Below are 12231 nucleotides of genomic sequence, written 5' to 3' on the forward strand. Positions count from 1 at the left end.
GAAACTGGGCCTGGGCTTCGGCCTGGTCCTGGCGCTGACCACGATCCTGGCGCTGACCGGCTGGACCAGCCTGGGCGGTCTGATCGACCGCAGCAACTGGATGAGCGACATCACCCAGCTCAACGCCTCGCTGACCAAACTGCGTGTGGCCCGGCTGCAATACATGCTGACCAACGGCGACGAAACCGCCGCGCAGAACGTGCAGGTCAACCTCGACGCGTTCATCGTCCAGCAGCAGAAACTGCTCAACAGCTTCAAGAGCCCGGAAAACGTCAAGCTGCTCAAGGAGCAGGCGGCGACCATCACCGCCTACCAACAGTCGCTGAACAAGATGCGCGAGGCCTACCGCACCGGTAACGGCGCCCGCCAGAGCATGAGCGAGACGGCCGAAGTCGTGCAGAAACTGATCGCCACGATCCACGACAACGTGCTGCAGATGGCTCCAGGCGAGGACAACCGCTTCGAGCGCTTCCAGGCCATCATCCGCGCCAAGGAACAATTCCTGCTGACCCGCTACGAAGTGCGTGGCTACACCGGCAACAGTAACCCGGAAACCGAACAGAAGGCTGCCAATCAGCTGAACGAAACGATTGCCGGCCTCAAACAACTGGCCGAGCATTTCAGCAGCAGCCAGCAGAGCGAACTGCAACAGCTGGAAAACGGCCTGGCCAACTACCGTACGGCCGTGCTGGCGTACAAGCAGGCCAACAACGATGTCGTGCAGGCCCGCAAGGAAATGACCGACCAGGGCAACAGCATCGTCGCCCTCAGCGAGCAGCTGTACCAGATCCAACTGGACCGTCGTGACAGCGAAAGCGCCCAGGCCCGCAGCCTGCAATTGGGCAGCACCCTGCTCGCGCTGCTGTTCGGCATCCTCGCCGCCGTGGTCATCACCCGCCAGATCACCCGCCCGATCCAGCAAACCCTGGGCGTGGTGGAACGCATCGCCTCCGGCGACCTGACCCACAACCTGGTGGTCACCCGCCGGGACGAACTGGGCGTGCTGCAACAGGGCATCCAGCGCATGGGAGCGACCCTGCGTGACCTGATCAGCGGCATTCGCGATGGCGTGACCCAGATCGCCAGCGCCGCCGAACAATTGTCGGCAGTCACCAGCCAGACCAGCGCCGGGGCCAACAGCCAGAAGGTCGAGACCGACCAGGTGGCCACCGCCATGCACGAAATGACCGCCACCGTGCAGGAAGTGGCGCGTAACGCCGAACAGGCTTCGACGGCAGCCTCCGCCGCGGACGGCGAAGCCCGTGCCGGTGACCGGGTGGTCGGCGAAGCCATCGCCCAGATCGAACGCCTGGCGACTGAAGTGGTGCGCTCGACCGAAGCCATGACCGTGCTGCAGCAGGAAAGCGACAAGATCGGCAGCGTGATGGACGTGATCAAGGCCGTGGCCGAACAGACCAACCTGCTGGCGCTCAACGCTGCCATCGAAGCCGCCCGTGCCGGTGAAGCCGGTCGTGGTTTTGCCGTGGTCGCCGACGAGGTTCGCGGCCTGGCCCAGCGCACCCAGAAGTCCACCGAGGAAATCGAAGGCCTGGTGGCGGCCCTGCAGAGCGGCACGCAGCAGGTGGCAACCGTGATGAACAACAGCCGCTCGCTGACCGACAGCAGCGTCGAGCTGACCCGCAAGGCCGGGGTTTCGCTGGAAAACATCACCCGCACGGTGTCGAACATCCAGTCGATGAACCAGCAGATCGCCGCGGCGGCCGAAGAGCAGAGCGCGGTGGCCGAAGAGATCAGCCGCAGCATCATCAACGTTCGCGATGTCTGCGAGCAGACGGCGGCCGCAAGCGACGAGACGGCCGCCTCCAGCGTCGAGCTGGCACGCCTGGGCAGCCAGTTGCAGACGATGGTCAGCCACTTCCGGGTCTGAGCGGACCGGAACGGTACCTGGACCAGGCCTGTGGGTGACACCCGGGTTCTGGGCCAGGCCCGCGAAAAGGCCTGTCAGCCTTGCCCACCCCTGAAATCCCTCTCAAGACGGTGAGAGGGGTTGCTCACAGGCTCCGCCCCTGGCGGGCGATCCCGTGCTTGCGCAACTTTCTGTACAGGGTGTTGCGACTGACTCCGAGCTGCCCGGCCGTGTTGGTCATATGCCAACGCTGCTGCTCCAGCGCATGGAGCAGCGCCAACCGCTCGGCGTCTTCCAGCGGATACGCGCCAGCCGGTTCAGCCGGCACATCCTCGACCAGCGGCCGCGCCTGGCGAATCATCGCCGGCAGATCCGTCACGCCGATCCGACCGTCCTCGCACAGCGCCACCAGGGTACGCAGTACCGTGCGCAACTGCCGAACGTTCCCCGGCCAGGCAAACCCCAGCAGGGTCTGACGCGCTGCCGCATCGATCGACACCCCCTGCCCCGCCGCCTCCTGCGCCAGCAGGAAATCCAGCAACCGGGACTTGTCGCTGCGCTCGCGCAAGGCCGGCAGAGCGATTTCCAGGCCGTTGAGCCGGTAATACAGGTCCTCGCGGAAACCACCGTTCTGCACCCGCTCCAACAGATGGCGATGGGTCGCGCTGATGATCCGCACGTTGACCGCCTCCGGCTCACCGCCGATCGGCACCACCTGCCGGTCCTCCAGCACCCTCAGCAGGCGGGTCTGCAATGCCAGCGGCATGTCGCCGATCTCGTCGAGGAACAGCGTGCCGCCATCGGCCTGTTGCAACTTGCCGCGCATGCCTTCCTTGCGCGCGCCGGTAAAGCTGCCGCCGCGATAGCCGAACAGTTCGCTCTCGATCAGGCTTTCCGGAATCGCCGCGCAGTTGAGCGCGACAAACGGCTTGTCGGCGCGCTGGCTGGACTGGTGCACCGCCTTGGCGAACGCCTCCTTGCCCGAGCCGGTTTCGCCGTTGATCAACAGCGGCACATCACGCTCGAACACCCGCAAGGCCTTGCGAAAATCGCTCTGCAGGGTCTCGTCGTCCAGGCAGATGTCCGCCGCAGCGACCCGCCCGACCGCCACCGCCGCCGGCACCAACGGCCTGGGCACGCTGCGCGGCTGGCCACGCAGCACCGCGAACAGGCTGCGGCCATCGCGGGTCCGCAAGGGCCAACTGGCGCTGGCCTGGGTACTGGCGCGGCCGAGCAGCTCATCCAGCGAACAATCGAAAAACGCCTCAACCGGCTGCCCGAGCAAACCGCCGCGGCCAAACCCGAGCAGGTTCAGCGCACTCTGGTTGACCGCGCAGATCCGCCCTTCACCGTCGAACGCCAGCAGCCCCTCGCTGAACAGGCCGACGGATTCGGCCTGCAGATGAAAACGCAGCAACCAGTGCTGGTCGTAATGCCGCAGGAAATAGCAGCTCTCGATCATCTTTGCCGACAGGTTCACCAGCGCCATGGTATGGAACTGGCTCTGCCGGGACACATCCGGGCGGGCCGAGGAAACATCCAGCACCGCCAGCAGCTCGCCCTGGGGATCGAACACCGGGCTGGCCGAGCAGGTAAGCCCGGTATGGCGGCCGCGAAAGTGTTCGTCCTGGTGAATGGTCAGCGCCTGACGCTCCACCACGCAGGTGCCGATGCCGTTGGTGCCTTCGCAGGCTTCGCTCCAGTCGGCGCCGAGCCAGAGCCCGGCGCGCTCGAAGATCTTGCGCTCGGACGGCGCAGTGACACAGTTGAGGATCACCCCGCGGGCATCGGTCAGCAGCACCGCGTGACCGGCGCCGGACAACTGCTGGTGCAGGCTGGTCATCTCGTTGCCGGCAATCTGCAGTACCTGGCGCAGGCGCTCGCGGCTTTCCAGCAGGCGACCGTGTTCGAGCACGGTGGGGGCGATGCTCAACGAGGGGTCGAGGTGGTAATCCTCCAGGCAACGCAGCCAGGAACGGGCGATCGATGGATCACTGCCCGGGCCACCGCTCAGGGCCTTGCCCTGGGTCACGGTGAGCACCTGCCGGGCGTGACGACTCAGATGGTTGTTCTGCATTTCTTATTGTTCTCCCCCGTCCAGGAATGGCCTCTCCCCCACAACCACTCCGGGAGCCGGATTGTGCGGGAGCGGGCTTGCCCGCGAATAGGCCATCAAGCGTGGCCCAGGGCGCCAGGCCCCGCAGCACGTTCGACTTCACCTCGACGCCCAGCATCCTCCTGCACGGCGAGCATTGCAATCGCCCCGCGACCGATGAGTCATGGGCTGTGCCACAGGCGTGACAAAGTGTCACCCCCGACTGTACCAGCCGTGTCACAACCCGGCGGCCCACGTGTCAGTCCAACCAGACCGGGCCCCGACATAGAGCGCTTTCAACGCACTGGCCCGACCTTTGCTCTACGCTTGTCAGACGCTAAACCGCGTACTCCCTAATAAGCACAAAAGCCAAGGAGACACTCACCATGCGTTATGCCCACCCTGGTACTGCCGGCGCCATCGTTTCGTTCAAGGCCAAGTATGGCAACTACATCAATGGCGAATTCGTCGCGCCCGTCGACGGCCAGTACTTCACCAACACCTCGCCGGTGAATGGCAAGCCCATCGCCGAGTTCCCCCGCTCCAACGCCAAGGATATCGACAAGGCCCTCGACGCCGCCCATGCCGCCGCCGATGCCTGGGGCAGCACCTCGGTGCAGGCCCGTTCGCTGATCCTGCTGAAAATCGCCGACCGCATCGAACAGAACCTGGAAACCCTGGCGATCACCGAAACCTGGGACAACGGCAAGGCCGTGCGCGAAACCCTCAACGCCGACATCCCGCTGGCCGCCGACCACTTCCGCTACTTCGCCGGCTGCCTGCGCGCCCAGGAAGGCAGCGCCGCCGAGATCGACGGCAACACCGTGGCCTATCACATCCATGAGCCACTGGGCGTGGTCGGCCAGATCATCCCGTGGAACTTCCCGCTGCTGATGGCCGCCTGGAAACTCGCCCCGGCCCTGGCCGCCGGCAACTGCGTGGTGCTCAAGCCCGCCGAGCAGACCCCGCTGGGCATCTGCGTGCTGCTGGAACTGATCGGCGACCTGCTGCCTCCCGGCGTACTGAACGTGGTGCACGGTTTCGGCAAGGAGGCCGGCGAAGCCCTGGCCACCAGCAAGCGCATCGCCAAGATCGCCTTCACCGGCTCGACCCCGGTCGGCTCGCACATCATGAAGTGCGCCGCCGAGAACATCATTCCGTCCACCGTGGAGCTGGGCGGCAAGTCGCCGAACATCTTCTTCGAAGACATCATGCAGGCCGAACCGAGCTTCATCGAGAAAGCCGCCGAAGGCCTGGTACTGGCATTCTTCAACCAGGGTGAAGTGTGCACCTGCCCATCCCGGGCGCTGGTGCAGGAGTCGATCTACGACGAATTCATGCAGGCGGTGATGAAGAAGGTCGAGCAGATCAAGCGCGGCGACCCGCTGGACACCGACACCATGGTCGGCGCCCAGGCCTCCGAGCAGCAGTTCGACAAGATCCTCTCGTACCTGGAAATCGCCAAGAAGGAAGGCGCCCAGTTGCTGACCGGCGGCCAGGTACAGAAACTCGACGGCGACCTGGCCAGCGGCTACTACATCCAGCCGACGCTGCTCAAGGGCAACAACAAGATGCGCGTGTTCCAGGAGGAAATCTTCGGCCCGGTGGTGAGCATCACCACCTTCAAGGACGAGGCCGAAGCCCTGGCGATCGCCAACGACACCGAGTTCGGCCTCGGTGCCGGCCTGTGGACCCGCGACATCAACCGCGCCTACCGCGTCGGCCGCGGGATCAAGGCCGGTCGCGTGTGGACCAACTGCTACCACCTGTACCCGGCGCACGCCGCCTTCGGTGGCTACAAGAAGTCCGGCGTCGGCCGTGAAACCCACAAGATGATGCTCGACCACTACCAGCAGACCAAGAACCTGCTGGTGAGCTATGACATCAATCCGCTCGGGTTCTTCTAAACCCTGAAATTGCCTTCGCGGGCAAGCCACGCTCCTACAGGTTCATGTGAAACACCATCCCGGGGACGACACCCCACTGTAGGAGCCGGGCTTGCCCGCGAACAGGCCCCCTGACACCCCATAACCTCTGGCTGCCCCGCTACGGGCCCTGCGTGCGCGCTGTACAGCAAATCGACACCCGAAAGTCCAACAACCAAACAATAAGAAAGACAAGCGAGGACTTATGACAACCCAAACCGAACTCAAACCGACCCTCGGCACCCTGCACCTGTGGGGTATCGCGGTCGGCCTGGTGATTTCCGGTGAATACTTCGGCTGGAGTTATGGCTGGGGTACCGCCGGAACCCTGGGTTTCCTCGTCACCGCCCTGCTGGTGGCGACCATGTACACCTGCTTCATCTTCAGTTTCACCGAACTCACCACCGCCATTCCCCACGCCGGCGGCCCCTTTGCCTACAGCCGCCGGGCTTTCGGCGAAAAAGGCGGGCTGATCGCCGGCATCGCCACCCTGATCGAATTCGTCTTCGCTCCACCGGCGATCGCCATGGCCATCGGAGCCTACCTCAACGTGCAGTATCCCGGCCTCGATCCGAAGATCGCCGCCGTGGGCGCCTATCTCGTCTTCATGACCCTGAACATCCTCGGCGTCAGCATCGCCGCCACCTTCGAACTGGTGGTCACCGTGCTGGCCGTGGCCGAACTGCTGGTGTTCATGGGCGTGGTCGCGCCGGGCTTCAGCTTCAGCAACTTCGTCCTCAATGGCTGGTCGGGGTCGAGCACCTTCAGCCTTGACGCGGTTCCCGGTATCTTCGCGGCGATCCCCTTCGCCATCTGGTTCTTCCTCGCCATCGAGGGCGCGGCCATGGCCGCCGAGGAAGCCAAGGACCCGAAACGGACCATTCCCAAAGCCTATGTCAGCGGCATCCTGACCCTGGTGTTCCTGGCCATCGGCGTGATGGTGATGGCCGGCGGCGTCGGCGACTGGCGCCAGCTGTCGAACATCAACGACCCGCTGCCCCAGGCAATGAAAGCGGTGGTCGGCAACAACTCGACCTGGATGCACATGCTGGTGTGGATCGGCCTGTTCGGCCTGGTGGCGAGCTTCCACGGGATCATCCTCGGCTACTCGCGCCAGTTCTTCGCCCTGGCCCGGGCCGGCTACCTGCCGCAGTCGCTGGCCAAGCTGTCGCGCTTCCAGACGCCCCACCGGGCGATCCTCGCCGGCGGAGTGGTCGGCATCGCGGCGATCTACAGCGACGGGCTGGTCAACCTGCAGGGCCTGAGCCTGACGGCGGCGATGATCACCATGTCGGTATTCGGCGCCATCGTCATGTACATCATCAGTATGCTCAGCCTGTTCAAGCTGCGCCGCAGCGAGCCGAACCTGGAACGGACCTTCCGCGCGCCGGGCTACCCGCTGGTCCCCGGCATCGCCCTTGCATTGGCCCTGGTCTGCCTGGTGGCGATGGCCTGGTTCAACACCCTGATCGGCCTGATTTTCCTGGGTTTCATGGTGGCGGGGTTCATCTACTTCCAGTTGACCGCCAGCCAGCGCTCGCAAGCGCCAACGGACGCTATGCTCACCGGTAACTGAGTTGCACCAGGGCGGGGCATGCCAAGCCCCGCCACGGAACAAAAAACACCACGCCCCGCAGGAGCCTCTGTCGTACGCCAGTTTTGGGCAAGACAGGGTAGAGTCATCGATAACCAGGGTTCAGGAGGACACCGCCCCATGGCCACATTCGCCCATTCCGTCGGCGCCCAGACCTATCGCTTCGACAGCCTCAGGGAGGTCATGGCCAAGGCCAGTCCCGCCCGCTCCGGGGACTTTCTCGCCGGTGTCGCCGCGCAGAACGACGGCGAACGCGTCGCGGCCCAGATGGCTCTGGCCAACATTCCCCTCAAGCATTTCCTCGAGGAAATGCTGATCCCCTATGAGTCCGACGAAGTCACCCGGCTGATCGTCGACACCCATGACAAGCAGGCCTTCGCCGCCGTCAGCCACCTGACCGTCGGCGGCCTGCGCGACTGGCTGCTCAGCGATGCCGCCGACGAACAGAGCCTGCGCGCCCTGGCTCCGGGGCTGACCCCGGAAATGGCCGCCGCGGTCTCGAAGATCATGCGCGTGCAGGACCTGGTGCTGGTGGCCCAGAAGATCCGCGTGGTGACGAAATTCCGCGGCACCCTGGGCCTGCGCGGCCGACTGTCGACCCGCCTGCAGCCCAACCACCCCACCGACGACCCGGCCGGCATCGCCGCCAGCGTGCTCGACGGCCTGCTCTACGGCAACGGCGACGCCATGATCGGCATCAACCCGGCCACCGACAGCCTGAGTTCGATCTGCGACCTGCTGAACATGCTCGACGCGGTGATCAAACGCTACGAAATCCCCACCCAGGCCTGCGTGCTGACCCACGTCACCACCTCCATCGAGGCGATCAACCGTGGTGTGCCGCTGGACCTGGTGTTCCAGTCCATCGCCGGCACCGAGGCGGCCAACGCCAGCTTCGGCATCAGCCTGAAAATCCTCCAGGAAGGCTACGACGCCGGGCTGAGCCTCAATCGCGGCACCCTCGGGCAGAACCTGATGTATTTCGAGACCGGCCAGGGCAGCGCGCTGTCGGCCAACGCCCACTTCGGCGTCGACCAGCAGACCTGCGAGACCCGCGCCTACGCCGTGGCCCGGCACTTCAAGCCGTTTCTGGTCAACACCGTGGTCGGCTTCATCGGCCCGGAATACCTGTACAACGGCAAGCAGATCATCCGCGCCGGCCTCGAGGACCACTTCTGCGGCAAGCTGCTGGGCGTGCCGATGGGCTGCGATATCTGCTACACCAACCATGCCGAAGCCGACCAGGACGACATGGACACCCTGCTGACCCTGCTCGGCGTGGCCGGGATCAACTTCATCATGGGCATTCCCGGCTCCGACGACATCATGCTCAACTACCAGACCACCTCGTTCCACGACGCCCTCTACGCCCGGCAGACCCTGGGCCTCAAGCCGGCGCCGGAGTTCGAGCAGTGGCTGGCGAAGATGGGCATCTTCACCCAGGCCGACGGCAAGGTACGCTTCGGCAGCAACCTGCCCCCGGCCTTCCGCCAGGCCCTGGAGCAGCTAGGATGAACGACATGGGCAACGAGATCGACAGCGACAACCCCTGGCTGCAACTGCGCCGCCTGACCCCGGCGCGGATCGCCCTGGGCCGCACCGGCACCAGCCTGCCGACCCGCGCGCAACTGGACTTTCAGTTCGCCCACGCGCAGGCCCGCGATGCCGTGCACCTGCCCTTCGACCACGCCGGGCTCGCCAGCCAACTGGCCGAGCGCGGGCGGGAAACCCTGCTGCTGCACAGCGCCGCCGATGACCGCCACAGCTACCTGCAACGCCCGGACCTGGGCCGCAGGCTCAACGACGCCTCGGCCCGGCAGTTGCGCGACTATGCCCAGGCCCATCCGGGCGGGGTCGACCTGGCGATCGTCGTCGCCGACGGGCTGTCGGCGCTGGCCGTGCATCGGCATACCGTGCCGTTCCTCACCCGCCTGGAAGAACAGCTGGCAGCCGAAGGCTGGTCGCAGTCGCCGGTGATCCTGGTGGAACAGGGCCGCGTCGCCGTCGCCGACGAGATCGGCGAGCTGCTGGGCGCGAAAATGGTAGTGATCCTGATCGGCGAACGCCCGGGCTTGAGCTCTCCGGACAGCCTGGGGCTGTATTTCACCTATAATCCAAAGGTCGGCCTGACTGACGCCTACCGCAACTGCATCTCCAATGTCCGGCTGGAGGGCATGAGTTACGGCCTGGCCGCCCATAAACTGCTGTACCTGATGAAAGAAGCCTGCCGCCGACAGCTGTCGGGGGTCAATCTCAAGGACGAGGCCCAAGTGCAAACACTGGAAAGCGAATCGGATGTCCACTCAAGCGGCAACTTCCTACTGGGCTCCCCCGGGATTGAAGGTCATCCGGATTGCTCTTTTCCCAGGCTTTGGGCAGCATCGGCGTAGCGGCTGCCCGAGAGAGTGAACCGTTTGCCGTCATATCCACGAAGTTGAGGCCTGATCTATGCGGATTACTCAAGCGACCCTGGAACATCTGGACCTGTTGACGCCCCTGTTCGTCAAATACCGTGAATTCTACGGTTCACTGCCCCTTCCCGATTCATCGCGCAGCTTTCTGGAAAAGCGCCTGCGCCGCAAGGAGTCGGTGATCTACCTGGCGTTGGCGGATGATGACGACAAGAAGCTGCTGGGTTTCTGCCAGCTCTACCCGAGCTTTTCCTCGCTGTCGCTCAAGCGCGTGTGGATTCTCAACGACATTTACGTGGCCGAGGACGCCCGGCGCCAACTGGTGGCCGACAACCTGATGCGCACGGCGAAGAAGATGGCCCGCGAGACCCATGCCGTGCGGTTGCGGGTGTCCACCAGCAGCGACAACAAGGTGGCACAGAAGACCTACGAGTCCATCGGTTTTCGCGAAGACACCGAGTTCAAGAACTACGTGCTGCCGATCAGCGACGACTGACCGGCCGTCCTCTCAAAATCCTGCGGCGCCCTCTTCGCGGATAAACCGGAACGCCGGCGTCCCGGTTTATCCGCGAAGAGGGCCCCAAGCCCAGCACCGGCTCATTCGCAGGGCCAGCGCAAGACATCCCTCGCTACAAACTCTGCAAGCAGAATCCTCTCCAACTCTTATAATCCCGATTTCAAATCAATGTACGAAAAAACTACATTCGATGTAGTTAACTACGTGTCCATTTTTTGCGCAGGTCTGCCGATTCAGACCGTCAACACAGGTGCCACCCATGGATTTCAACCCGCTGGACCTAATCCTGCATCTCGATGTGTACCTCGACATGCTGGTGAACAATTACGGGCCATGGATCTACGCCATCCTGTTTCTGGTGATCTTCTGCGAAACCGGCCTGGTGGTGATGCCCTTCCTGCCGGGCGACTCGCTGCTGTTCATCGCCGGCGCCGTCGCGGCCGGCGGCGGCATGGACCCGGTGTTGCTGGGCGGGCTGCTGATGCTGGCGGCAATCCTCGGTGACAGCACCAACTACATCATTGGCCGCACGGCGGGCGAAAAGCTCTTCAGCAACCCGAACTCGAAGATTTTCCGCCGCGACTACCTGCACAAGACCCACGACTTCTACGATCGCCATGGCGGCAAGACCGTGACCCTGGCGCGCTTCCTGCCAATCCTGCGGACCTTCGCCCCCTTCGTCGCCGGCGTCGGCAAGATGCCCTATGCGCGGTTCTTCGCCTTCAGCGTGCTGGGTACCGTGCTCTGGGTCGGCGGCCTGGTGACCCTCGGCTACTTCTTCGGCAACGTACCGTTCATCAAGAAGAACCTGTCGCTGCTGGTGGTCTTCATCATCCTGCTGTCGCTGGTGCCGATGATCATCGGCGTGCTGCGCAGCCGTTTTGGCGGTGCTTCCAAGGCCGAGACCCACTGAAACCGTGTGGTCGCTGAGTGCCTGGCGCCGCCGCCGAACCCTCGCCCGCCATCCCGTTGCCCGTGAAACCTGGCAGCGGGTCCGCGAGCACCTGAGTTTTCTCGACGGCCTGAGCGAGGCCGAGGACCGCTGGCTGCTGGAGCACAGCGTGCTGTTCCTCGCCGACAAGCACCTGAGCGCCCTGCCGGGGGTCGAGCTGGATCAGTACAGTCGGCTGCTGCTAGCGGCCCAGGCGCAGTTGCCGCTGCTGCATCTGGGCGATCTGGCGTGGTATTCGGGTTTTCATGAAATCGTGTTGTACCCGGACGATTTCCTGAGCCCGCAACGTCATCGCGATGCCAGCGGGGTCGAACACGAGTGGGATGCCGAACACAGCGGCGAGGCCTGGCACCGTGGCCCGGTCATCCTCGCCTGGCCCGGCGTGCTCGCCAGTGGTGCCTGGGAAGGCTACAACCTGGTGATCCACGAACTCGCGCACAAGCTCGACATGCTCAACGGCGACGCCAACGGCCTGCCGCCCTTGCACAGCGACATGCGGGTCGGCGACTGGGCCCAGGCCATGCAACACGCCTACGACGACCTCAACCGCCAGCTGGACCGCGACCCCGACGCCGAGACCGCCATCGACCCCTATGCCGCCGAGAACCCGGCGGAATTCTTCGCGGTGACCAGCGAATACTTCTTCAGCGCCCCGGATCTGCTGGACGCGGCCTACCCACGGGTCTACGAGCAACTGCGCGCGTTCTACCGCCAGGACCCGCTGGCGCGGCTGCGGCACCTGCAGGCGCACGACCCGCGCTACCAGCCTGCCCCCTGATCCGAGGACGATGGGGTTCGCCAACAGCCCCAGAAGTCCCGGACAACTCATGCACCGGCCGCGCCCACACGTCCTGCAACACGTGGCATCCA

General features: G+C 64.5%; 9 protein-coding genes and 1 pseudogene. 9 read left to right on the forward strand and 1 reads right to left on the reverse strand.

All coding sequences use genetic code 11. The features are described from left to right. Positions 1-100 precede the first annotated feature (100 nt). Together ACZ5KU_RS27760 and ACZ5KU_RS27765 are read left to right on the forward strand one after the other, a co-directional pair. Positions 101-985, forward strand: a pseudogene (locus tag ACZ5KU_RS27760) (methyl-accepting chemotaxis protein); the annotation flags it as partial. A 198-nt stretch (positions 986-1183) separates the two neighbouring features. Continuing rightward, entirely contained in the window at positions 1184-1888 is a 705-nt protein-coding gene (locus ACZ5KU_RS27765; RefSeq protein WP_416773572.1) for a methyl-accepting chemotaxis protein, read from the forward strand. Positions 1889-2012: 124 nt separating this feature from the next. On the opposite strand, the gene ACZ5KU_RS27770 is transcribed toward ACZ5KU_RS27765, so the two are convergent. Beyond that, a complete protein-coding gene (locus ACZ5KU_RS27770) occupies positions 2013-3944 on the reverse strand; it encodes a sigma-54-dependent Fis family transcriptional regulator (protein ID WP_464736541.1) in 1932 nt (643 codons plus the stop codon). Positions 3945-4348: 404 nt separating this feature from the next. Between ACZ5KU_RS27770 and exaC the strand changes: the two genes are divergently transcribed. The 7 genes from exaC (at position 4349) to ACZ5KU_RS27805 (ending at position 12139) form a co-directional block, all read left to right on the forward strand. Next, a complete protein-coding gene (gene exaC, locus ACZ5KU_RS27775) occupies positions 4349-5869 on the forward strand; it encodes an acetaldehyde dehydrogenase ExaC (RefSeq protein WP_054059792.1) in 1521 nt (506 codons plus the stop codon). A gap of 223 nt (positions 5870-6092) precedes the next feature. Continuing rightward, positions 6093-7463, forward strand: coding sequence for an ethanolamine permease (gene eat / locus ACZ5KU_RS27780; protein WP_054059793.1), 1371 nt, complete (start codon positions 6093-6095; stop codon positions 7461-7463). A 138-nt stretch (positions 7464-7601) separates the two neighbouring features. Then, the gene (locus tag ACZ5KU_RS27785; RefSeq protein WP_054059794.1) at positions 7602-8996 is read left to right on the forward strand and encodes an ethanolamine ammonia-lyase subunit EutB; all 1395 of its coding nucleotides are present in this window, start codon (positions 7602-7604) and stop codon (positions 8994-8996) included. After that, positions 8993-9871 (forward strand): ethanolamine ammonia-lyase subunit EutC, encoded by an 879-nt coding sequence (gene eutC, locus ACZ5KU_RS27790; protein WP_464736542.1) that lies wholly within the window; start codon positions 8993-8995, stop codon positions 9869-9871. Before ACZ5KU_RS27785 ends, eutC begins: the two co-directional genes overlap by 4 nt. Before the next feature lie 58 nt (positions 9872-9929). Beyond that, entirely contained in the window at positions 9930-10388 is a 459-nt protein-coding gene (locus tag ACZ5KU_RS27795) for a GNAT family N-acetyltransferase (protein WP_054058412.1), read from the forward strand. A gap of 280 nt (positions 10389-10668) precedes the next feature. Continuing rightward, positions 10669-11322 (forward strand): DedA family protein, encoded by a 654-nt coding sequence (locus ACZ5KU_RS27800; protein WP_054058413.1) that lies wholly within the window; start codon positions 10669-10671, stop codon positions 11320-11322. A 4-nt stretch (positions 11323-11326) separates the two neighbouring features. Continuing rightward, positions 11327-12139 carry a M90 family metallopeptidase gene (locus ACZ5KU_RS27805; RefSeq protein WP_054058414.1) on the forward strand — a complete coding sequence of 271 codons (813 nt, stop codon included), beginning with the start codon at positions 11327-11329 and terminating at the stop codon, positions 12137-12139. Positions 12140-12231 lie beyond the last annotated feature (92 nt).

Source organism: Pseudomonas sp. Tof1, from assembly GCF_055390395.1.

What these genes read in the sequence shown, in the direction of transcription:
- ACZ5KU_RS27765 (WP_416773572.1), top strand. Translation starts at nt 1,184, where the DNA reads ATGACCGCCACCGTGCAGGAAGTGGCGCGTAACGCCGAACAGGCTTCG.
- ACZ5KU_RS27795 (WP_054058412.1), top strand. Translation starts at nt 9,930, where the DNA reads ATGCGGATTACTCAAGCGACCCTGGAACATCTGGACCTGTTGACGCCC.
- ACZ5KU_RS27800 (WP_054058413.1), top strand. Translation starts at nt 10,669, where the DNA reads ATGGATTTCAACCCGCTGGACCTAATCCTGCATCTCGATGTGTACCTC.
- ACZ5KU_RS27770 (WP_464736541.1), bottom strand. Translation starts at nt 3,944, where the DNA reads ATGCAGAACAACCATCTGAGTCGTCACGCCCGGCAGGTGCTCACCGTG.
- eat (WP_054059793.1), top strand. Translation starts at nt 6,093, where the DNA reads ATGACAACCCAAACCGAACTCAAACCGACCCTCGGCACCCTGCACCTG.
- ACZ5KU_RS27785 (WP_054059794.1), top strand. Translation starts at nt 7,602, where the DNA reads ATGGCCACATTCGCCCATTCCGTCGGCGCCCAGACCTATCGCTTCGAC.
- eutC (WP_464736542.1), top strand. Translation starts at nt 8,993, where the DNA reads ATGAACGACATGGGCAACGAGATCGACAGCGACAACCCCTGGCTGCAA.
- exaC (WP_054059792.1), top strand. Translation starts at nt 4,349, where the DNA reads ATGCGTTATGCCCACCCTGGTACTGCCGGCGCCATCGTTTCGTTCAAG.